This is a genomic window from Prevotella sp. P4-98, from assembly GCF_002251405.1.
Taxonomy (GTDB): Bacteria; Bacteroidota; Bacteroidia; order Bacteroidales; family Bacteroidaceae; genus Prevotella.
In genome coordinates this window covers 62,261-86,692 of record NZ_NPJC01000008.1, presented here as the reverse complement: position 1 = coordinate 86,692, position 24,432 = coordinate 62,261, and the positions used below count along the sequence as shown (strand labels likewise).

Annotated in this window: 13 protein-coding genes; all 13 read right to left on the bottom strand. The window is 49.1% G+C overall.

The annotated features are described in order from the left end of the window. Nucleotides 1-12 precede the first annotated feature (12 nt). The 13 genes from argC to CIK96_RS02155 all read right to left on the bottom strand — a co-directional run bounded on the left by argC (nucleotide 13) and on the right by CIK96_RS02155 (nucleotide 23,942). Nucleotides 13-978, bottom strand: a complete 966-nt coding sequence (gene argC, locus CIK96_RS02215) for an N-acetyl-gamma-glutamyl-phosphate reductase (protein WP_094389724.1) — start codon at nucleotides 976-978, stop codon at nucleotides 13-15. Continuing rightward, nucleotides 975-1,163: a PspC domain-containing protein gene (locus CIK96_RS02210; RefSeq protein ID WP_094389723.1), complete on the bottom strand. Its 189-nt coding sequence runs from the start codon at nucleotides 1,161-1,163 to the stop codon at nucleotides 975-977. Before CIK96_RS02210 ends, argC begins: the two co-directional genes overlap by 4 nt. Nucleotides 1,164-1,202: 39 nt before the next feature. Then, entirely contained in the window at nucleotides 1,203-2,405 is a 1,203-nt protein-coding gene (locus CIK96_RS02205; protein ID WP_094389742.1) for an argininosuccinate synthase, read from the bottom strand. Between the two features lie 106 nt (nucleotides 2,406-2,511). After that, complete coding sequence (locus CIK96_RS02200; protein WP_094389722.1) at nucleotides 2,512-3,123, bottom strand: GNAT family N-acetyltransferase; 612 nt, start codon at nucleotides 3,121-3,123, stop codon at nucleotides 2,512-2,514. Between the two features lie 43 nt (nucleotides 3,124-3,166). After that, nucleotides 3,167-3,643 carry an arginine repressor gene (gene argR, locus CIK96_RS02195; RefSeq protein ID WP_094389721.1) on the bottom strand — a complete coding sequence of 159 codons (477 nt, stop codon included), beginning with the start codon at nucleotides 3,641-3,643 and terminating at the stop codon, nucleotides 3,167-3,169. A gap of 529 nt (nucleotides 3,644-4,172) precedes the next feature. Further along, nucleotides 4,173-7,166, bottom strand: coding sequence for a glycoside hydrolase family 2 TIM barrel-domain containing protein (locus CIK96_RS02190; protein WP_094439395.1), 2,994 nt, complete (start codon nucleotides 7,164-7,166; stop codon nucleotides 4,173-4,175). 90 nt (nucleotides 7,167-7,256) lie between these two features. Continuing rightward, nucleotides 7,257-11,099, bottom strand: a complete 3,843-nt coding sequence (locus CIK96_RS02185) for a malectin domain-containing carbohydrate-binding protein (RefSeq protein ID WP_371592324.1) — start codon at nucleotides 11,097-11,099, stop codon at nucleotides 7,257-7,259. Nucleotides 11,100-11,120: 21 nt separating this feature from the next. Beyond that, entirely contained in the window at nucleotides 11,121-13,778 is a 2,658-nt protein-coding gene (locus CIK96_RS02180) for a glycoside hydrolase family 20 zincin-like fold domain-containing protein (protein ID WP_094439375.1), read from the bottom strand. Next, nucleotides 13,775-17,653 (bottom strand): family 78 glycoside hydrolase catalytic domain, encoded by a 3,879-nt coding sequence (locus CIK96_RS02175; protein WP_254047057.1) that lies wholly within the window; start codon nucleotides 17,651-17,653, stop codon nucleotides 13,775-13,777. Before CIK96_RS02175 ends, CIK96_RS02180 begins: the two co-directional genes overlap by 4 nt. Before the next feature lie 45 nt (nucleotides 17,654-17,698). Beyond that, nucleotides 17,699-19,156: a glycoside hydrolase family 140 protein gene (locus tag CIK96_RS02170; RefSeq protein WP_094435171.1), complete on the bottom strand. Its 1,458-nt coding sequence runs from the start codon at nucleotides 19,154-19,156 to the stop codon at nucleotides 17,699-17,701. Between the two features lie 26 nt (nucleotides 19,157-19,182). Next, on the bottom strand, nucleotides 19,183-21,591 hold the full coding sequence (locus CIK96_RS02165; protein ID WP_094439373.1) for a glycoside hydrolase N-terminal domain-containing protein: 2,409 nt from the start codon (nucleotides 21,589-21,591) through the stop codon (nucleotides 19,183-19,185). 23 nt (nucleotides 21,592-21,614) lie between these two features. Continuing rightward, nucleotides 21,615-22,907 (bottom strand): hypothetical protein, encoded by a 1,293-nt coding sequence (locus tag CIK96_RS02160; RefSeq protein WP_254046262.1) that lies wholly within the window; start codon nucleotides 22,905-22,907, stop codon nucleotides 21,615-21,617. Nucleotides 22,908-23,111: 204 nt separating this feature from the next. Continuing rightward, entirely contained in the window at nucleotides 23,112-23,942 is an 831-nt protein-coding gene (locus CIK96_RS02155; protein ID WP_094389716.1) for an OmpA family protein, read from the bottom strand. Between the last annotated feature and the right edge of the window lie 490 nt (nucleotides 23,943-24,432).

Genomic DNA, 24,432 nt, shown 5'->3' with positions numbered 1-24,432 from the left:
TTTATTTTATTGTTAGAAGGCAGAGGGTTTAAGTCTCAAGCCTGCGTGTTCATCGATACCAAACATGATGTTCATATTCTGCACCGCTTGTCCCACAGCACCCTTCAGAAGATTGTCGATGGCAGAGGTGATGAGGAGTTTGTTGCCATATTTCTCCACATGAACCAGTGCCTTGTTGGTATTGACCACCTGTTTGAGGTCGATGGGATTGTCGCTGACATGCGTGAAAGCCGCATGGCGGTAGAAGTCTTTATACGCTTCTTTCACATCCTCCAGCGGAGCTGGTGTACGCACCACAGCGGTGCAGAAGATGCCTCTGGCAAAGTTTCCGCGGTAGGGGATAAAGTCTATATCGGCATCAAGATAGCCCTGCACCTGTTTCAGCGACTGTCTGATTTCGGCAATATGCTGATGTTGGAAAGGTTTGTAGATGCTGAGGTTGTCGGCACGCCATGAGAAATGGGTGGTGGCTCCGGGTTTCTGTCCGGCTCCAGTACTGCCCGTGATGGCATTGACGCTCACATCTTCTTTCAGCAGATTGAGATAGGCAGCAGGAAGAAGTGCCAATTGAATAGCTGTGGCAAAGCATCCCGGATTAGCCAAATGTTGTGCGGTGGCAATCTCGTCGTGGTTGATTTCGGGCAATCCATATACGTAGTCGTGACTGCCTTTGATGCGGAAATCCTGTGCCAGGTCGATGATTTTCACGTTGGCGGGTATGGTATGTTCCTTGAGGAACGCCTCGCTCTTTCCGTGACCGAAGCAGAAGAACACCACGTCAACCTCGTCGAACGGCATCTGGTCGGTAAACTTCAGTTCGGTATCGCCTATGAGTCCTTCATGAACATCACTTACAAGGTTGCCTGCATTGCTTTCTGAATTGGCGAACACGATGTTTGCCTCAGGGTGATTGAGCAGCACACGGATGAGTTCTCCACCCGTGTAACCTGCTGCGCCAAGTATTCCTATCTTAATCATAATTGTCTGTCTGGTATAACGATCCAGCAGATGATATAGAATATCACCCCACTAAAACAAGTGAAGACAGTAGCCGCCAGCCATGCCAATCTTACGAGTGTTGGGTCGAAATCGAAGTATTCGGCAATTCCTGCACATACGCCCGCAATCTTTTTGTCGGGCGACAAAGTGAGTTTTCGTTCCATATCCTTGCTGTTAGAATCTATTGTATTGTTATGCTGTGATTATTTGCGCTCATCGGGATGAGTACCGTAATAGACGCGAAGTGGTGTAGAGAGCACCTTGATAAAGCCCTTGGCTTCGTCGGCAGTCCATCCGTTTTGTGTCTCTCCATATTCGCCGAGTTTCGACTTGGTGAGGTCGTTGTCAGAATCTACGCCGATAGTCTCAAAACCGTAAGGACGCAGTTTCAGAATAGCTGTTCCGGTCACATTGCGCTGACTTGAAGTAAGCATGGCTTCCATATCAGGCATGACGGGTTCGAGATACTGACTCTCGTGGAGGAACATGCCATACCAGTTGGCAACTTGGTCTTTCCAGTATTGCTGCCATTTAGAGAGTGTTGATTTCTCCAGCAGTCTGTGTGCTTCGATGATGAGTTTAGGTGCAGCAGCCTCAAAACCTACTCTTCCCTTGATACCGATGATGGTGTCTCCCACGTTGGCGTCGCGTCCGATGGCGTAGCTTGCACCTATTTCTTCAATTTTCTGAATGGCTTTCACTTTGTCGTCAAACTTCTCGTCGTTGACAGCAACGATTTCACCCTTGTCGAAAGTGATTTTCAGCGTAGCCTCAGCATCCTTTGCTGTGACGTGTTTGAGATATGCTTCTTCGGGCAATCCCTGTGTTGGATCGAGGAGTTCGCCACCGCAAATACTGGTACCCCATATTCCTACGTTATAAGAGTACTTCAGTTTGGTGAAGTCTGCAAAGAATCCATGTTCGTTGAGGAAGTCAACTTCCTCCTTACGGGTCAGTTTCTTATCGCGTGTCAGGGTGATGATTTCCACTCCGGGAGCCATCACGAGGAAAGTCATGTCAAATCTGATCTGGTCGTTTCCAGCACCTGTAGAACCGTGGGCAATGGCGTCAGCACCTATCTCCTTGGCATAGCGTGCAATGGCAATGGCTTGGAAGATGCGCTCAGAACTAACCGAAATGGGGTAGCAGTTGTTGCGGAGCACGTTTCCGAATATCATATACTTGAGCGATTTCTCATAGTATTCATGTGTCACATCGAGTGTTGCGTAGGCTTTAGCACCCAGTTTGAAGGCGTTTTCTTCGTTGGTTTTCAACTGTTCTGGGCTGAAACCGCCAGTATTGGCACATGCGGCATAGACGTCCCAACCGTCTTGTGCCAGTTTCATCACGGTGTAAGAGGTGTCAAGACCTCCTGAAAAAGCTACTACTACTTTCTTGTTTGCCATATCTTTCTTCGTTTTTTTGTTTTTATTTCCATGTTTCTCCCCTGCCCTTTCCTTAGGGTTTGTGGCGCTTGGCGTTGTCGGTAGGAAGGGCTGAGGACGTTGTTTCCTATTTTACTCCGTCCATTGCTTTAATACGTTCGAGCACTGCCTCAGGGATTTTCACGGGCAGGTGTTCTTCGGGATCGTATAGCATGGCGGTGCAGATGCAGTATTTTCGTCCGGTGCGGTGAAGCACATCTACATTGACACAACCCTCGCAACCGCGCCAAAACGATTCATCGTCGGTGAGGTCGGCAAAGGTCACGGGCTGGTAGCCCAAGTGTGTGTTCATCGCCATAACGGCAGCTCCGCTGGTGAGCGAGAATATCTTAGCATGTGGCCAGCGCACTCTTGCGAGCGAGAAGGTGAGGTCTTTGATGCGTTTTGCCACTCCGAGGCCTCTGAAATCAGGGTGTACGATGAGTCCTGAGGTTGTCACATAAGTTTTGTTTCCCCATGTCTCAATGTAGCTGAATCCTGCAAAACGTCCGTTTGACAAGGCTATTACAGCCTTTGCCTCTTTCATCTTCGTGGCAAGATATTCGTGTGTACGCTTTGCAATACCGGTGCCGCGCACCTTTGCAGCATCGGCGATGGTCTGCAGGATGGTATCTACATATACCTCATGCTCCGGACCTGCCACAATCACTTCTATTTCCTTATTGTCTGTCTGTTCCATCTATTTCGTTCAACTGACTATTTCGGTCTGTATTAATCTTTCGTCATTTCATGTTAGGCACTACTTCGCTCAGCGCGTCAATCACCTGCTGTGTATGCACGCCCTGCTTGATAACAATCAGAATGGTATCGTCGCCGGCTATCGTTCCGAGGATGTCGTCAATATTGCTGTTATCGATATTATAGGCTATACTGCTGGCGTAGCCCGGACGGGTCTTGATCACACCAATGTTACCTGAGAAGTTGATGCTCAAAAAACCAGGCACCTGCAACATCTCGCGCACGCTGTGCGGAGTGCTGACGCGCTTGTACATGGTGTCGTTGGGCAACACATAGACATAGTTGCCGCGCATGGAAGCGGCTTTTGCCACCTTCAGTTGTTTCAAGTCTCTACTCAGAGTTGCCTGTGTCAGCGTGAAGCCTTCTTGCTTTAAGGCGGTCAGCAATTCTTCCTGACTACCGAGTTCCTGACTGGAAATTATCATGCGGAGGGCCTCTAAACGGTCGTTTTTGACTTTCATAGTGCTAAGTATATTTATACGAATGTGGTGCAAAATTATACAATTCCATGCATATAACCAAACATTCTACTATCTTTTTTCAAAAAAAAAAGTGGATTACATGATTCAGACACTGTTCACTCAAGAATGAAGACAACCGTCCACGTATTATGTTGGGTATCATAGAAGAAGTGAAATGCAACATGCTACGCACGCGCACGCACGTTCATTATTATTATTATATTGATGCTCTACAGACTAAAAGCATCGTTTTCAGCAATCTTTTCAAACTTACATAATTTACTGGTAAACAATACTTTGCGGCATCACAGAAGCCACTTTTCTCAGCAAATTCATTGAAATTGGTCAGCAAATTCATTGAAATTGCTGAGGAAATTCATTGAATTTGCTTTGCTATGAACATCACATGCACATAGAGGGAACGTCACGAACACAACGAGAAAACGTCAGTTGCAAGGTGGAAGCGATATTGTTTCAGACTGCAACTGACGTCTTTGACTGTTTGATAAAGGGAAATGTTGTCTTATGGTTACCATATGCGGAAGCGCAAACGGTGGGTTGTCGATTTGTCGATGGCGTAGCGTTTCAGCACACCGGGACCACACGAACTATTGCCAAGTCCTAACACGGCACAATCAATAGACAGGTAGGTATGACCGTCGGGACGCAGTTCGTAGTGGTGGTTTTTTGTGGCCAACTCGCGTGCGGAATAGGGTAAGGCACTAAACGCAAAGGGTTCGCCTATGGCTTCAACGCGTATTGTCTTGCCAGCACCGTTGCGCAACACCACATAGGCACATGATCCGTGACTACCAGAATCCTGCGGACGCGCATAAGGGGTGTATTGTTCTGCCACGGTGGAAGTCCACTTGCCTATGGTGCAGGCAGCCTGTCGGTCGGGATAGTTGTCCCATGGTCCGAGTCCGTACCATTCCACTCGGTTGTAATCATCGGGCAGAGCCATGACAATGCCCAGTCGGGGCAGTTCGGGCAGCGTTCCCTGACAGGTGAAGGTCAGTTCGTATTCATCGTCTTGCTGTTCGGCTGTCATCGTGATGGTGCCTTCGGGCAGTCGTATCTCCTGTCGTCTGCCTCCGTCAGTCACTACCACTTGTGCGGTATCAAGGCCCTGTCGCTTCCAATCCTTTGCCAACCAGTTGCCAAAACTCTTATCGTTGTCGGTCGGTGCACGGAATGCTTGCAGGCGTATGTCTGCCAGCGAGACGATGGGCGACTGACGCTTATTTGCGGAGGATGCCATTGCCAAGAGATGATCGGCAAGTGGGAACTGTTCGTGGGTCACTTCCATACCGTTGCGATGGGCGGCGACAGTGAGTCGGATGTCGTGATCGGCATGGCGATTGATCAGTCGGGCGAAGCCATCAAGCGAGAGCTTTTCGGCGAATGTGCCCTGTGCAGCGGGTCGTCCATTGTCAGTCACAGTATATGTAAAGCGGTATTCTGAGAGTGGAATCTCGCTGTATCGCACGGCAGCCCGAATGGTGTTACCCTCGCGACGGAAGCATACTGGCGCATAAACTTTCTTCACTTCATAGTATTTCGGAGTGAGTTCGCGCTGACTGCGTACCACACCATTGAGGCAGAAAGCGTGCAGATTGGGTTTATCACCAAAGTCGCCACCATAGCAAACACTATCGCCACGGAGTATTCCCTGATCTACCCAGTCCCAGATAAAACCGCCTAACAGTTGACGATGACTGTAGATTTCGTCCCAATAGTCTTGAAAATTGCCCATCGCATTGCCCATCGCATGAGCGTATTCGCTGGTCAATATGGGGCGGGTATCGCCTGCATCGGCAATATCGAGCAGTCGCTCCCACCGTGCATTCTCAGCACGTTCGCGGTCGGAGCCCTCAGGTATGCCGGGATTGAGATATTCCTGGCGCACCCGTGGATAGAAGCGACTGATGACATCAACGGTCTTAGGGTCGTAAAGGTCGGGGTAATGGCCCTGCGCTCCTTCGTAGTGAACGGGGCGTGTGGGGTCGAACTCATGGAGCCAAGCTGCCATGGCAGCATGGTTGGGACCATAGCCACTCTCGTTGCCCAAGCTCCAAAAGATAATCGAAGGACGGTTTTTATCGCGCTCCGCCATGCGGATGCAACGGTCGAGAAAGGCGGGTGCCCAGTCGGGAGTACTTGCCAGGGTGCCTCGCAATCCGTGACTCTCACAGTCAGCCTCGTCCATCACAAACATGCCGATAGAGTCGCACAACTCATACCAACGCGGACAATTGGGATAATGCGACAGGCGCACGGCATTGATGTTGGCTTGCTTCATCAGCAAGAGGTCTTTGACCATCAGCTCTTCACTCATCACACGAGCTGTATGGGGGTCGTGTTCGTGGCGATTCACACCACGCAGTTTTACCACATGACCGTTGATAAACATCTCGCAGCCCTTGATTTCTATCTTTCGGAAACCCACACGCTCCTTCACTTGCTCTGCCACACTTCCGTCGGGGCGCAACAATACCAGGTGAAGGTCATAGAGATGGGGATAGTCGGCACTCCACAATCGTGGACGGGAAACCGTCATCGTCATGCGTCCCAACTTGCGATGCCCACGCTGTGGATACCATTCGTTCATGCGGACTGCCTTGTGTGAGAGGTCGAGCACCGTTGCCACATCTGCAGTATCGCTACCTACAGTCTGTCCGCCATCGGTCAATACGGCTGCCAAACGGTAGCCTTCGCCATCCTCGCCACGATAGACCGAGAACTGCGGGTCTATCTGCAACGTCCATTGGGCATCGGAAAGATTGTTGCAACAAGTTCGAATGGCAACATCGCGAAGTCGCACATCGGGAGTGTGGTAGAGCAATACGTCGCGATGGATACCGCCAAAGCGCCAGAAGTCCTGATCTTCGAGATAGGAACCGTCGCTGTATTTATACACCTCGACTGCCACTTGGTTCTCACCGCGATGCAGATAAGGGGTCACGTTGAACTCCGAGGGTTCCATCGATCCCTGCGAATAGCCCACGCGCTCGCCGTTGACCCATACGTAGAACGCACTCATCACACCTTCAAAGCGCAGGAAGGTCTGACCCTGTTGCCACTTTTCAGGCAACTGGAAGGTGCGCTTATACTGGCCTGTGGGGTTACGTTCCTCATAAGTGGTCCAGTCTTTTTTCGGCTCATCAGTAACGTAAGGGGGATTGATACGGAAGGGAAAACCTGCCGACACATAGATGGGGGTGCCGTATCCATTAACCTCCCAGTTGGCAGGCACGTTCAACCGTTGCCATGACGATGCATCGAAGTCAGTACGATAGAAGTCGGCTATGCGCTCCTGAGGGGTCCTGGTCCATCGGAAGTGCCATGCACCGTTGAGCGACAAACGGCTGTCGCCGGGCTTTTCGGCAAAGGGTATGAAATAGGCACGAGGTGCTTCGCGGTTGATCTGCAGCACATGGTGGTCTTCCCAATCGTGGTGTTCACGTGTGGGTAAGGATGATACGGATTGTGCCACTATCGGTGTGGCGGTCTGCAGCGCCATGCCACAACAGAACGTGGCGGTCAGCACGAGGCGCAGGATAGGATTCTTCATCGTTGACATGAGTATAGTGTATGGGAAACGAATCATCGTTTATTGTATTTCAAGTTCGCGAAACGATACGTCTGCCGACTCTACCGTGACGGTATAGGTGCCGGCATTGATCTGTGTTCCGGTGGTGGTGGAGAGCATCTTAAACTTTTTGGGCGTGGCAGGGAAGGTGATCTTGCGATCCACCAGCGTAATCTGCTTGGCATCAACAATGGTCAGGCGTGCCACAACAGGTGCGCCCGTCGTGTTCTTATAGCGGAAACGCAGCGCATATTCCTGTCCGAGACCCGGTTGAATGACAAACTGCGTGGCGGCAACCTGACCTTCGGCAGGGGTTGTCAACGGTTTGTAAGCCACGGCAGGACGAGTCTCTGTGTCCTTGGGCAAGAGGTCTTGGGGCAGTCGAGCTATGGTGTCGGTATCGAGCGCTTGCCATGTCGGACGACAATCGTGGGGAGGTTCAACCACTGGCTGCAGTGAAGCGATGGCAATGCCACTGATAACAGCCTGTCCGGCTTTAACCTCTGGGAATGAAATGCGCAGATGACCGCCCTCCACATGAACATTCGCCACACGTTTGGTGGCGGCACAATAGCCTGCCTCTGCCCACAGGTCTAGATCGTCGATAACAACCGAATCGTTGACTGCTACATCAAAGATGCGCAATCCCTCATAGTCATCGCCTTCTCCCCCATCCTTTCCATGCCATGGTTCTGCGAAGTATAGCTCTACTCGATAATCGCCATCGGCAACAGGGAAATCGTACCAAAGACGGTGACGACCGAAGCGGAAATACTGGAAGAGGCTTGCTGACTGTGTTCCGCGTATGCTATCGGTGATGTGGCGTTGGCTGGCTTGACGCGGATCGATGTTTTTAAAGTCCTGTGCCCACGAGTGCCAATAGCGCTGATCATCGGCGTGCCATTGCTGTCCATATTCATCAGTCATGCAATCGCCACCGCAGTTGATGCGATAGAGATAGTGGTAGCCCTCGGCAGCACGCAGGCAATCGGTCTGATGGTCGGCGGCTGTGAGTCGGAGCGACGGGGTGTTGCTCTTTCCTCTTTGGGCTATGATGGTATAGGCGAGCGATGGTTCTTCCCAGATGGTGAGCAGGCCTTTGTAGTTGATGGGGCCCACACGGTCGATACGGCGGTAGGCACCATCGGGTTGCACGCGTCCGGGATTGTCGTGAGAAACGAAGATCCACTGGAAATGACCGCAGACGCTGTCGGCAACCTGCTCGGCTAAGCGCATCTTGGTAGTAAGCAGTTGGGTGCTCTTTTCCTCACTGTATTTTGCTTCGCCATGCAGATCAAGGGTGCGCCAAGCACCGTATTCACCATTGAGCAACTGGTCGGGACGACACAACTCCTGATGATAGTTGTCGGCAGAACCGCCATAGGTGCCGCTCCAGTTCTGTACCACATTCCAATCGGTACCTTCACCGCCATTGCAAGTGGTAATGGCACGCTGGTCATGACAGGTGGGGTCGAGTGAACGGATAATGGCAGAACACTCTTCGGCAAAGTCTTTGGGCAACACACTTTCGTTTTGCAGTCCCCAAAGGATTACGCTCGGCGAGTTGCGACGCTCTTTTATCCATCTCACCAATAAGCGTTTGAAGTTCTGTCGGAATGCCGGTGTGTCGTACCAGATATGGGCTGAGAACTGACTCCAGAAGAGCATTCCCTGTTCGTCGGCAAGTTGCTGATAAAGCAAATTATGGGGCTGATGGGCTTCGCGCAAGGCATTGTATCCGGCGTGGCGTATCATTTTCATGCGTGAGCGTATCTGTTCGTTGGAGAACGCATGGCTCTGACCTAAAAGATGTTCGTATTCACAGGTGCCATTGATAAAGGTTGGCTGACCGTTGAGATAGAATCGGGGATCGTTATCATGGCGCAGTACGGGCCAAGATATGCTTCTTATGCCGAAAGGCGTGCGTACCTCATCGGTAGTTTTGCCTTGCCGCTTGATCATAGATGCCAAGGTGTAGAGATAAGGATCTGTCAAACTCCATCGATGTGCATCTGCTACAGCCTCAGCACGGGCTATCATGCGGGTCTCGCCGGGCTGCAAAGTCAAGGTATCGCTCTGTCGGAAAAGTTGCTTGCCACTGGCTAACGTGAACTTATTGACGAGTTCGAAGGTGGCTGGCAAACTGCCGTAGTTCTTCACCTCGGTTTCGATATATACCGAATCACAGGTATTGTTGTTCCAAATGTGTACACCAAACGGTTCGATACGCACCTCGTCGGTCTCGATGAGCGATACGGGGCGGAAGATGCCCAATGGTTGACTGCCCTCAGAGAAGCCCCATTCCGACGAGCAACCACCACAAACCCAGGGTGACTCGGTCTGCATAGATGGGTGCTCCACATGGATGGACAATTGGTTGGTGCCCGTTTTCAAACGATCGGTCACATCGAGCGTATAGACCGTACGGCCTACCAGTTCTCGCGGATATGCATGACCATTGATGCTGACTGTGGCATAGGTGCCCACGCCTTCCAACTGAAGGAAGTAGCGGCGACCTGCTTGTTTCTTACATTCGATGGTTTTGGTATAGTCGGCATTGCCGTGCAGATTGCCATGGCGCAACTGTCGGTAGCCGTAATAGTCATCGAAATTGTGGGGCAGATTGACTTTTATAGCCTCCTTCTTGCCCTTACCCGACAGGCGTGCCTGCCATCCTTCGTTGAGGTTGGTCACTTGGCGGCAACCTTTCCTCTCGGCTTTTGGAAAGTGGACAGAAGACCGTCCCATCGGCCGACTGGTAGCCACAGCAATGCCACGCTGCTGGTCGTTGTTGACAGCACAGTAGAAATGATAGACTACACCATCATGTTTCACCACATAACTCTTATGCGCAAACAGGTTGTCGTAGGGCTTTGAGGGGATTATCAAGTCTTCACCGTCCCAGTCAGTCCAATGGATAAGGTCGCGACTGACGGCAAAGGTATTGTAGGCACTGTAGCGACGAGACGGATTGTAAGCAGAGAAATAGAACATGACAAAAAGGTTGCCCATCTTCACAATCTGTGCATCGCCCGTGATAATGCCGGGTGCTTCATGGCTATAAACGGGATTGCCCTTGTAGCGCTGCCAGTGTTTCATGTCGTTGCTAAGGGCTATACCGATGCGCTCAGCTTTCAGTTGGTTGGATGGATTGATGCCGCCGGCATTGTAGAACATCACAAAACGCTTGCCCAGCGTGCGCTTGGGGTCGTCATATACCGTACTTTTATATTGTACCAACTTCTCCCACCATTGCGCATCCTTATCGTTGATGGACATCACCGGGCGCGACAGCGACTCCCATTCGTGGGCTTTGCTGACATCGCCTGCAGTCCATGCCAATCCAATATGTAAAGGTTCGCGTACTGCTTCATAACCAGTGCCGTGACCGCCAATATAGGTCATCCAGTGATGGCCCTTATAGGTGTTTATGCGGTAACTGCCATTCCATGTCCAGTCTATAAGTGCAGGGAATCCACCACGCTGATTCATGTCCCATCCGGCATCGCGATAACTCAGCAATCGACCTTCCACTTGCCAGTGTAAGAGGTCGTCGCTCGATGCCAGCCATGTCTCATAGCCACGTCCATCAAGTCCGCCTTTACCATTATACACCACATAGGTCATCAGCCAACGATTGCCTTCGCGGAACACCGTAGGACAGTCAATCTTATGACCATTATCGGCGGGAGCCACCACCATACCATATTTATAAGGTGTGCGTACTTCGTCATAGACGCGCTTCATGTCCTCGCGAGTGACAGCCACCTTTTGCTTATGGCGTGCAGCAAAGGATATCTGACTCAACAGCAACAAGGCTGACAGCAACAGAAACATCCGGTGGGTAAATGTAGTAGTATGCATCATTGTCGTATCTGATTCGTTTTATTTCTGAAACAGCCAATCAACCTCGTTGCCGGCACCGTTGAGTCCTGCATCGCGGGGCTGAATTTCACTGGATGTAAAACCAGCCACCATGATGATGCCCTTTGGCAAACGCAACAAATGATTACCAGCAGGAAGACAATACTGATGGATATTGACCTTCGGCATTTGTAGCATACTGATGGCATTGGTCAATACGGGCTCTGCCTGACCATATTCATTGCCCGTGGCATCAATCTCCAATTTTGGAGGATTCGCCCATTTATGGTCATCATCCTGAAAGAATCCAACCAGCACTTTAACAGGCTTGGGCGATGAAAAACTAATGGTGGTACCCTTGATGCGAGTAGTATCGCGATTGAGGACAAGGGCTTGAAGACCTTCCAGTTCGGGGGCTACGGCATCAACCTTAGTATCGGGACGACCTTCGAAAAGTATGGCATCCTTGGTTAGTGTCACAGTCTGCTGTCCGTCGGACAGTTTCACTGGGGCTGGAGTGACTGCCGCAATATGGGCTGTGGCTGTGGAATCAGCAGGATGACGCAATCGGTAGATGTTCTGTCGAAGTGCTTCCAACTCTTCTTCATAGATGGGCAGCATCTCTGTCCAAGTCTTATACTTGCCATCGTCGCCACCTACAGGGATGCGACGCTGTGCGGTCTGCATGGAATTGGCATAGAGATAGGTGTCGGCGGTGAGTTGGCAGAGCTTGCGCCATTCCTCAATAGACTGCTCCAACAACGGAACGGCAGCATCAAGGTGGCTGATATCCTTGCTCCATTTGTAGTTGAGAGCCTGCTGGGCAGCCAACACTTTCAGACGGAAAGCCTTGGCAAAATGGTAATAGCAACGCATATCGTTCTGCAAACGAAGGAACTCGTCTTTGTGGTTGCCCAGCGTTTCGGGTTGAATGGAAGTGATAGCGGCAAGAGCTGCAGCACCATGATCCACACATTGGTCTATGATATCAAGAGGCAACTCGCCTTCATGCGACTGATGGTTCCATTCCTTTTCCACGTATTCTATGAGTTTTTCACCCTTGGGACCACAACTTTCATAGAATCCAGGATAGATGGTATATTTGTAAGGATTGACCAGTTGTCCCATTTTCATGCCCAACAGGAGTGTTTGGCGATTGCCCTCGGTAATTCCGAAACGGCGCAACAACTTGGGCGCAATCTCTCCAGACTCATCATAGGCATTGAGTATGCGACCTGCCGTAAGTGTATCGGTCTGGTAATAATCTGCCAAAACCTGCTTCCAATAGTCATTATCGTTGTTGCGATGACAGTTCCAAGCATAACGGCCCCATGCCTTATACCACATCCAATCGCGGTCCAACTGTTTCAATCTACGTCCATCTGGCAATTTATCTGCTGCATAGGGCCAGTCCCAATAACTGGCTTGGGGATAGAGATGCAATCCTTTTGAATGGTGTACACGGTGCATAGCCTCTACCGTCTTACTGATAAACGCCGGTGACGACCATCGCCAAGGTTCCAGATTGGCAAGGATATGCACATTGTCGATATGGACAGGGGCGGCGGCAGCCAGTTGTCTATGGGTTTCACCCCACGGTCCACCCGGCTCGTAAGTAGTAAGCGACTCACCTGTATATTTCGACATCGTATAGATATTGGGATATAGTGGTAATGACTCACGGAGTACCAATGGACCATCGGTATCGTGGGAACGCAACACAACAGGAGGTATGTCGGTACGGCCAGATGCTTTCAGTCCGTCTTTGATACCGGGTATGATGGTCTCCTTCATCCATTTCACATCATCGTCAATAGATGCCATGGCCTCACCCAAACATACCAGCAATCCCACGTTGGGATATTTCTCGATAAAAGCCGCAACAGACTTACGGGTATAATCGCTTATGAGTGGTGTGATGGGGCGATGACGGTCTTGGGTCTTCAGTCCATAGTGGTCTGCAAAGGGTTTGCTGAGGATAATGTTATAAAACATCTGTATAACGAAGATGCCGCGACGGTCGGCTTCATGCGTAAGAAAGGAGAATATCTCTTCATTCTTACGGAACGTAGCCTCGTCAACCTCTAAGGCAAAGGGATAGTCTTTCAGTTTTACTAAGGAGGCAAAAGGATGTCCATTCCATAAATAGAGCGAGTTCATACGGTTCTCAACCATCATATCGAGATATTTCACCCACTCTGCTTTATCGTAGAACCAAGGGAAGTTTTCGGGAGTATAAGGATACTCATAGACTCCATGCCCCGGTAGATAGACTGTTTTCTGCAGACCGATACAAGTGCCACGCATCACCATTTCGGGGTGTTGCATGGTAGGCGAAACCATCAACATGTGGTTTTTCTTCACCTGTTCCACCAGTTCGTTGCATCCATAGATGACTCCCGTGGCATCGCCACCTTCTATCGTGATGGTTCGTTTGCGCTGTGAAAGACGAAAGCCTTCTTGCTTCAAAACGGTGCTGTCTTTCGATATTATCAGAGAGATGCGATAGTCTGCTTTACCCTTGACAAAGGAATAACCCAACGCAGAGAGCTTGCGCGACAGATATTCGGCTGCAAACTTTTCGCGGTTGGAAGCCTCTCGGCGAGTGGTGATGCTGAATGTCTGAGCATAGGATACTATGCTGACAGCCAGCAAAATCATAGTGAGTAGTTTTTTCATTTGTCTTGTTTCAGTTTCTTCAGATTGATTTGTTTGTAGGCCATCCGCTGTCGGCGCCAGGTATAGAGACAATGCAACGTGCCATCTTTACCCTGTATAATAGCGGGATAGGAATATTGGTCGATGGGCGAATCTTCTAAGGTCAACACCTTTTGCCAATGAGAGCCATCGGTGCTCAACGCTAACGACAAAGGTGTGCGCGGACCTTTCTTCGTATCGGGCAGCGTCTCAAAATCGTTATAAATCAAAGCATGGCGACCATCACGCAGAGTCACAGCATCGGTGCCACTCTGGTTGTTGGGCACGTCTGTCAACACCACTTTCGACCAAGAATCTCCATGATCATTGGAGAAAGAGGTGGCAAGACGACCATTGCGCGTGCGCATCAACACCTGCAAGCGTCCATCAGACAGACGAAGAATGGAGGGTTGTATGCTATAGATGGGCAATGCCGATTTGCCTTCATGATATATGGGATGGGCAAGATCTTTAGTATCTGCAGCCAGGTCAATGGTGGCTGGTTCGTTGGCAGCCTCTATCGGTCCCACGTATTTCCAAGTCTTGGTAGCTATGTCGTAAATCTCCACATGGAAGCGCCAACCCTTTCCTTCGGTAGAAGAACCGCATATCAGACGACCGTCAATCAGTTCGGGCTTGTTCTTAATAGGGCCGAGAAAACCTTTCGGCAACGGTTCCTTGTCACTCCAAGTACGGCCGCCATCCTTCGATTTTGTAAGCCATCCGGTCCAATCCCCTACCGTTGATCCTATTTTGAAAAACAGCCAAAGTTCGCCATCAGGCATCTCAAAGAGTACAGGATTCCAACATGCCTTGCGTTTGAGACCTTTCGGAAGCGTGACAAGCGTCTTCTTAGTGAGATAATCATAGGTCAATGCGCCACGTTGATCACTGAGCGTCTTCACCGGACCGGCTTCTGCAGAGGTTGTTTCTGCGTTGATGCCCGACAGTCCTGCTAATGCTGCCTGTGGAGTTCCTATTTGGAACACACCGTCTGCAGCAAGTATAGGGGTTGACCAGTGGTTCTCGCCCTTGCGTTTGATATTGACATAGATGCAAACATCAGGGTCGCGTTCATGCGTTCCACCGAAGTATGCGGTGATAAGATCACCTTTCTTGGTCTCTACAATAGTTCCGGCATGTGCCTCAGGGAAAAGTGTATGTTCATAAAGGAACTCATCTTTCATTATAGCGGCATGTGCTGTGGGAATCTCAACACGGAACTGGTAATGTCCAGAACCTACAGTTTTGACTGTACCATCAGGCAGATAAACCTCTGCTGTAGTATTACAAGGCACTTCCACCTCCCAGTCCAAATGTTGTAAGGTCTTTTTCCAATGACTGCTAATGCGACCGTAAGGCGACTCGTAATCTACGTTTGCCCATTCACAGTCCTGTATATCGAATGAAGGACGAAGTGTGAAATGGCGGAAAGCATCATTAGTACGGATTCCACCAATATACTGGTAACACCAAGGCAATAGGTCGCCCAAGAGCATCACATGATTACCTGAGTTCATTCGGGGGTTGGCAGTATTACCATTCCATAGTTCCCAAATGGTAGTAGCCCCATTGTTTGCCATATATCCCCATGAGGGATAACTCTTCTGAGTGGCGAGAAGATATGCCACGTCGGCAAATCCATTGTCGGAAAGTGTGCGCAATAGCCATGATATGCCTATGACACCACACGACACATGACCTTTGTTCTTGACACAAATATTCTCCACCACCTGACGAACAATGTCACTCTTGCAACTATCGGGTACTATGCCCAATGCCAAAGGCAGGATATTTGCTGTCACGGTATTATTACCATAATAGGTAGAATCAGGGAAGAGCACATGTCCCGGACGTAGCGAAGTACCTTTACGAACCGTCAGAAAATTGCGGTTGAAGGCCTCTGTCATTGTCTTTCGGATAGGATTCCAGCGCTCTGGCTCACAATTCCATTGTTCCAACAACTGTAGCACACGAATCATATAAGCCGTGGCTATCAGTTTTCCATCAGTAATGCGATTGGGATCTTGAGCGTGGATTAAGTCAAGTTTTTCAGGTGGCGGACACCAGTCACCATATTTATCTTTGGTGATAATACCATTTTGGCAGTATTCCTCTGTCATGTGCAATACCCATTTGCGAATAGTAGGATAAGAATCGTCAATGGGTTGCCGATTGCCAAACTGTCGCCACAACATATCACAAGTGAAAGGCAGAGCAGCAGGCCATGTCACGTTATCACTATAGTAATTCCAGAATGCAGGTGCCACGTCAGGAATACATCCATCAGATCGCTGTGCCTCACAGATGTCACGCATCCACTTTGCATAAAGGTATTCGTTATCAAACAAAAAGCTCTCACCAAGCGACCCCATTGTGCGATCGCCCAACCACGGCTGTCGTTCGTCGCGTTGCGGACAATCCACAGGCATCCCCTTGTAATTGCTGGCAATACCCCAGAAGGCATTATGCATGACTTTGTTTAATATCGTATCGCTACACTCGAAATGTCCAAGTACCGTCATCTCATCGCCTACAGTTTCTGCCTTACAGTCTGCAAGCGTAAGATTTTTCAATCCTTGTATCTCTACATAACGGAATCCATGATATACGAATGTGGGTGTCCACCATCTTCCGTTTTTACCTTCCTTTCCGTTACAAACATAGATATCTGTAGATTGTGCATTGCGAAAATTATCGCGATAGAGCGTACCATCGGCATTTAATCGCTCTGCATAGATGATGCGAATGGTGTCGCCTTGATGACCACGTACTCTGACTTTCAGCCATCCAGCCATATTCTGACCCACATCAACGATCCGTCCGTTGAGTTGACGGATATCGACAGTACCGTTGACTTTCATGCCTTTTCCCTGTGGGCGAAGCACTCCGGTGGGTATATCAGTCCGTTCAGCTTTCATCCATTGCGAGTCATCAAAACCTACAGAAGCCCATCCCGTCAGTTCCTTACGGGCGTCATACTCCTCACCATCATATTCATTGTTAGCGCGTATTGGTCCTTCAGCAGTTACCTTCCACCCCTTATCGTCAGTCTGTAGAAGTTGTGTGGTACCATCTGTATATTCCACCTTGACATTGATACGACACTTAGGGAAGCCGAACACAGGAATCTTATACGGCTTGTGTTGCTGCATAGGGAACAGTCGTCCGTTGCCCAATACAATAGCCAGACAGATGCGTTTGCCCGCTGTAGTTTGCGACGTTACATCGTAGGTGTTATAGTAAATAGTCTTACGATAGTCTGATGGGATAGGGTTCAAAACTCCATCACCCATACGTTGTCCGTTCACATAAAACTCATGCAAACCTATACCGGCAACGTATGCTGTAGCGCGTCGCACCATTTTGTTTTTCAGTTCAAACTCCTTACGCAGATAGCGAGCAGCCATGCGTGTATGGATTGTGCGTTGCTCTCCAGGCATCATACGCTCCAATCCTATCCAATAACCACGCCATTTGGCTTCGCTAAGCAGACCTATAGCAAAGGGAGTTGCATCCGTCCATGCACTCTCGCCTGCAGTAGTCCATACCTTCGCTTTCCAAGTATAATCGGCAGCTCCAGAGAGTGGGGTTCCTTGATATTCCACCCATAGCTGGCGGTCGGAAATGACTTTGCCAGAATTCCAAACCTCCCCTTGTGCATCTGCCACAACAATCTGATAGGCCGTTTGTCGCACATTATTCTTATCGGAAACTATCTGCCATGAGAAGCGTGGCTGCGATGTTGCTATGACAGCAGGCTGATCCATATTCTCCACGCGAAGCTTTGTCAGTCCGACTTTCGCCTCTGCGCCCAAAGCGAAAAAAGCCATGGCAAGAACGAGAAGTGTTTTCATATTTTTATTGCGTATAGTAGTGGTATGATTCATCATCGCGTCATCTTATTCGTTCAGGTCGCGTGCTTTCGGCTGATAGCCATCGGCAGAGAGTTGTTGTTGGTCTTCTTTAAGATAGTCTTTGGAGGCATCCACAGCAATAAGGACACCGTCTTCTATGCCAGTAGTCTGTGGGTGATATCTGAATGTCATGACTTTGTTTTCATATTCACCCAAATAGCGCAATTGTCCATTTGCAGCACTCATCCACCACACCTTCTTCTTATCTCCGGAAATCTTTGTCAGATTCAGACGCATGGCATTACTATTGTAGTTATATACCAACAAATAGTCATTGCCTCGTGTAGCAATAAGGCGATTATATTTCTCTCCGTTGTCTTCAATGACACTTTGGTCAGCCACCCGTTCGAAATAAGGGAAGGAAAGAATCAGACGCTTCAGATATTGCATCTGATTGAAGCCAGGATCGTTGAGTGCCTGATACCATGTTTTCACATCACCAGCATCACCATAGGATGTGGGATAACCCGGTTTGAGCATCTGCATGATAGCATTATGTCCATAAGTGTGACCACAACTACCGGCAAAAACGCTCCAATAGGCATAACGTCTGACATCATAATCTTTCCATCGAGCCTCATTGGCATCATGCAATCCTACAGGAATGTCCTCGTAGGAGGGTTCTGCATCAAGCACAGGCTTTATGGGTTTGTGTGCCCATGTAGAATCTACATACATCCAATTGTCCTCTTCTGTGTTATCAGGAATAGGATAGTCAGCATTGCCCATACGCTGTCCGTAACGTCGGTGCCCACTTTGGAACATGTGAAAATCGAGCCATGCAGCCTTGCTCCACCATCGTGCAGAAGTGTATCGTCCACGTGGATGATAGGTCATCAGGTGGTTCTTATCGATTGCTTTAATCGTTGTGGCGAGAGTCTCCCATACCTCTGGTCGGATATTTCCCTGTATATCTCCACCCATGATCCAGATAATGTTTGGCTTGTTTTTATAACGGTTGGCAAGAAATGTACCATACCGTTTAGCATCTTCCACCGATAGTTTACCGGCCTTAACCAGTCCGCCCCAGATACATACCATACCGATATATATACCCTTATCTGCAGCTTGGTCTATGATATAATCCATGTGATCCCAATAGCCATAAACCCCTTTACGGTCAATGTGTTGGAAGTTCCATCCATCGATATTGGAGGGTTGTCCATAGATATTATAGGCAGGCACACCATCAATAGTCTGCACCTGAATCACATTATATCCCGCTTTAGCACAGCGTTGCAGATAATATTCCGCCTCACTGCGGTCGAGACGTTCGGGTAAAAGCCATCCTGTGTCAGCAAGCCAGAAGAACGGAGTTCCATCGGCAAATTGCAGATAGCGTTGGTTGTCTGCCACTTTCAATACGCCATGGCTCCATGGTTTGGCAGCCTGCATGCCGATAGCCAGCAGCAGCAGTCCGAGAATGGATGTGAGTCTTTTCATATCGTTTATTGTTTTTGTATCGATGATTATTTCAGTATATATTCACCTCCTGCCACAGTGGTCAGTTGGTAGAGTTGTGTCGGTGCGATACCGTCAGCGCCCTTCTGGGTGTCCTTGATGCGCTTCAGATTCTTATGATGGAGTGCCACTTTACTACGGATCAGACATTTACCGCCATGTCGCGAATGGATAACAGCCTTAGTGATACGACCGTTTTGCCAATCCATATCGACCTCAAAACCGCCTCGCGCTACCAGTCCTTTCACGCTGCCGTTTGGCCATACTGAAGGTAGTGCGGGCAGGAGATAAAGGAATCCATCGTGGCTTTGCAACAGCATTTCGGCTATACCAGCCGTACATCCGAAGTTGCCATCAATCTGGAATGGGGGATGTGCGTCAAAGAGATTGGGATAGGTTCCACCACGCTGTTTGACAGTGCCGAATATCAAGAAGGTGTCGGCAGTCAGTGTGAGTTGGTCTTTGATGAGTTTGTAAGCATGGTCACCATCCAACAATCGTGCCCATGAGCATACTTTCCATCCCATCGACCAACCGGTAGAAACATCGCCTCTATGCGTCAGCGACACCTTTGCAGCATCAAACAGACGAGGTGTGCGGTATGGAGAAATCTGATTGCTGGGATAGAGTCCAAAGAGGTGTGAGAAATGTCGGTGGTTGTCGTTAGGATCATCTACATCGTCGAGCCACTCCTGCAATTGTCCCCATCGTCCCACTTGCATCGGAGGCATCTGCGAGAGTTGTTGCTTGATCAGATCAAGTGTATCGTTGTGCTCGCCCAGTAGTTTTGCAGCAGCCAACACATTGGTATAGAGTTCGCTGACAATTTGATTGTCCATCGTTACACCGGCATCGAGCGGTGATGGGCGCCCTTTGCCACCATGTTCAGGCGATTCGCCAGGACACACCACCAACCAATTATGATGGCGTGGGTCAGGTATCATAGTCTGGGTATAGAATAGCGCTGCCTGCAACATGACAGGATAGGATTTCTTGAGAAAATCCTTATCGGCAGTATATAGATAGTGTTCCCACAAGTGGCGGCAAAGCCATGCCGACCCTACGGGCCATAATCCTGTCTGCGCCCGATCCACAGGTCCTGTGATGCGCCATTGGTCGGTGTTATGGTGGAGCACCCATCCATCTACACCATACATCTCGCGTGCTGTCTGTCGTCCAGTGTTGCTCACTTCCTCTATCAATCGGAACAATGGTGCATTCATCTCGGTGAGATTGGTAGGTTCGGCAGGCCAGTAGTTCATCTCAAGATTGATATTGGTCGTGTATTTCGAGTCCCATGAAGGCAACATCTTCTCGTTCCAGATGCCTTGCAGATTGGCGGGATTGATATTATCAGGCTGTGACGATGAGATAAGCAGATAGCGGCCAAACTGGAAATAGGTAGCCACGAGATAGTTGTCGGTACGTTCACCGAAGTGTTCCACGCGTCGGCTGGTACTCTCTTTGGCAAAGGCATCGGCACCAAGATTCAGCGACACGCGGTCGTAGTAGTGGCGATAACGAGCTGTATGCTGTTCGCGCAGAGCCTCACATCCCGTTGTAATGGCTTGCTGGAGGCGTTGTTTCGACAGCATCGCCTCATCGCCTGTGATGTCTTTATAGTTTTTCACGTTGGTAGCAATAGCCACATATAGCGTAGCCTCATCGGCGCCAACGACACTGAGATTGCCGTCGCTACAATGAATGTGTCCGCCACGTGTGACAGCCGTGAGGCGTCCCATGAATCGCACTTTACCTTTGAGTCCTTCGTGTTTGGCCGATACGCCGTGGAGAATGACTTGTTGTCCTTCGCTGGCAGTCAACACATTATCATGTGGTGAGGTCATGTGTGCGGTAAACGTCAGTTGTCCCGGTTTGCTGGCAGTCAAGTGTACTGCCACTACTGCGGGGCCACCAATGGGAGTAAACACTTCACGCTGATAGCGCACACCACCCGATGTATAGCTGACCATAGACCGTGCGGTGCTGAGATCGAGCCATCGTTCATAGTCCTGATAGTCTGCATGTCCAGCCATTGATATATAGAGATCGCCGAAGGGCTGATAGGGCATTCCCATGTTTTGTCCCGCAGCATTGGGCATAACCTTCGCATTGGCCAAGTCTTGTGCTTCGCGATATTTACCTTCAAGGATAAGCTGCTGCACCTGTGGCAAATATTTTTTTGCCTCAGGATTGACCACATTGTTGGGCTGTCCAGCCCAGATTGTCTCTTCATTGAGTTGGATATGCTCCACGGCAGGTTGTCCAAACACCATGCCACCCACTACGCCATTACCTACGGGTAATGCCTGTGTCCATGTCATGGCCGGTTTGTCGTACCACAGCCGATAGTCTTGGGCTTTCATGGTGACGCATCCTACAAACAGCAGGAGTAATAGCAGATTACGTTTCATCATAGTTTGAAAGGGTATTGTGTGTATTATTTTAATTTTGTTTTCAGAGCTTCATCAGGCAAGATGGCCACTTTACTCTCGTCGAGCTTAGAGCGGTCGAGATGGAACACATCGATAAAGAAGTCATATACCGCCTTGCGTTTATTGGGTCCGAAGTCGTGTCGCTCATTGGGAAGATGCACATTGCGTACTTGTTCTTTCGCACCATAGAATCCATAGATACGTTGTAGATAAGGCATTTCTACGGTAGGTACCGATGCTGTCCAGTCGCCACCGTCGCTAACAATAAGCATGGGGCGCGGTGCCATAACGGCAGCCAGTTCGGGTTCGCACGTTCCTCCTGCGCTCAACTGCACAGGCATTCCGCTCTCACAGGGGCATCCGCCATCAAAATGGGAGGCGAGATGCACTACAGGTGCTGATGCTGTCACCCGATTATCCAATAGCGACAGCAGTACGGTGTGGGTTCCGCCGCCACTTCCACCCATCACGCCTACGCGCTGATGGTCGATGTCTTTCCGGTTGGTCAGCATATAGTCGAGCAATACATAGCCACAAGCTGCCTGATAGACATGGGCACGACTGGTGTGATGGGCTGCCTCGCCCACTTCTTCAGCCGACTGTCCCCATCCATAGAGATCGAAATCCACACATACGGCTCCCATGCGTGCCAGTGTTCCGAGGCGTTGTTGCTCGTCTTTTCGATAGCGCATGGGCCAGTGTCCGTCTGGACAGATGATGAGTGCATGCTTTCCCTTTGCTGTCGAAGCATATATGGTGCCGAAGAGATGCTGGCCTGGAGTCAGTTCGATACAGATATTCTGTGTGGTATATCCATCATGTCGGGTGATTTTGGAAAGTATGGGTTTACCCAATACGCATGAATCGAGAAAGGCGTCGAGACCTAACCTTTGTCTCACTTCGCGACGAAGTGTGTCGCGACGCGCCTCCCATTGTTCCTTGTTCTGATAGAGCGTTGAGAGGTAGTTGAGCATCTGCTGTCCCTCTTCCACATGTCGGCGTGGATACTCGTAGGGCTTTATTTTATAGAGTTTGTCACTTTGTTTCCACCAGTTCCAATCGAAGTATTTGCAGATATTGTCGAGTGTTTCCTCTATGGAATAAGGGCGCACACGGAAGTCGGCATAGGGCAATTGTCGTCCTACGGTATCTACATTATATTTGAATCGCACGCCGAAACGCTGAGCCACATCGTTCATCAAATCGCCCACTGGGCGTTCGTAGTTTGTTTCGAAAGTCTGTGCCATGACCATGGTGCATAGTATGGTAGCAAAGACTGTTGTCCATATTCTTTTCATTGTTTTCTATTAGATAGTATATATACCTTATTATATAGACGCACAAAGGGTCTGTTTGTCATCGGTGGAAAGTGAATGAAAGACAAAGAAATGACGAAACGTTTCCTTGAATGTATATTTTCTCTATTTATTGCCGTATGAAAAGCATAGAGGGCAACCATCCATCTGAACGGTTGCCCTCCTACGCTATATTTCTTGATCGTATTATTCTTCAGGAGCCTGTCCTATCAACTCCATGAATTCGTCGAGTTTCGGAGTGATAATAATCTGTGTGCGACGGTTGCGCTGCTTGCCCAATTCGGTGGTGTTGGGCTGGAGTGGGTTATACTCACCACGACCACCAGCGGTCAGACGCTTAGGATCTACACCATACTGGTTTTGAAGTGCCTGTACCACGCTTGACGCACGGAGGCAAGAGAGGTCCCAGTTGTTGCGAATGTTTTCACGATTGATGGGTACATTGTCAGTATTTCCTTCGATCAGCACATCATAGTCTTTGTAGTCTTTGATGATTTTTGCAATCTTCGAAAGTGTCTCTGCTGCGCGGTCGTTGATTTCATACGATCCAGACTTGTAGAGCATGTTGTCTGCCAATGAGATATAGACAACACCCTTGAGCACCTGCACGTCCACTTCTTTGAGTTCTTCTTTCGAGAGCGAACGAGTCAGATTGTTGGTCAAAACCACATTGAGCGAGTCGCTTTTCGACTTGATTTCCACCAGATGACGAATATACTTATTGGACTCATTGATCTGATCTACAAGTTTGTCGATGCTTACGTTATTCTGATTGGCATTGCTCAAACTCTTGTCGAGCGACTGCTGTAATGCACTAACAGCCTGCTCCTGGCGCTTGAGTTGTTCTTCCAAACTGGCTACGCGAACATTGGCAGCGGCCAATTTCTCTTTGGTATCCACATAGTTAGTCTGCAACGCTTTATTCTCCTCCTGACATGCAGCCAGGTCTTTTTTCATAGCACAACTGGACAACAGCAATGCTATTGCGAATGTCGTTACAATGTTAATCTTCTTCATTTCATTCTATAGTTTTTAGTGAGTACTTCGTATATTGATGTTGCAAAGATAGTGCAAACCGAGCGAAATACAAAGAGAAACGGAGTTTTTCTTTTATTTCCGAGGTGCAGCCTATCTAAGAGACGCAGTCTCAAAGATAGTGCAAACCGAGAGGAATACAAAATAAATTAGGATTTATTTGTATTTCCGAGGTGAAGCCTATCGTCATGCCCATCATGTTTAGTTGTTTTTGTTATGTGACAAACAGAAACGCAGAAAGTCAAAAAACATTTTGTTATTTTAACTAAACCATCGTCAAAGGAGAACCATAAATACAGCCCCACACGACTGAATATCAATCATTTAGCATACAATAACCTATATTTCCTTCTCAACAAAAATTATATTATCGTTCTCACCAATATTACATAGAAATATTGCCATACGTTGGACAAAAGTATTGTCAACGTTGGATAAGAGTATTGTCAACGTTGGACAAAAGTATTATCAA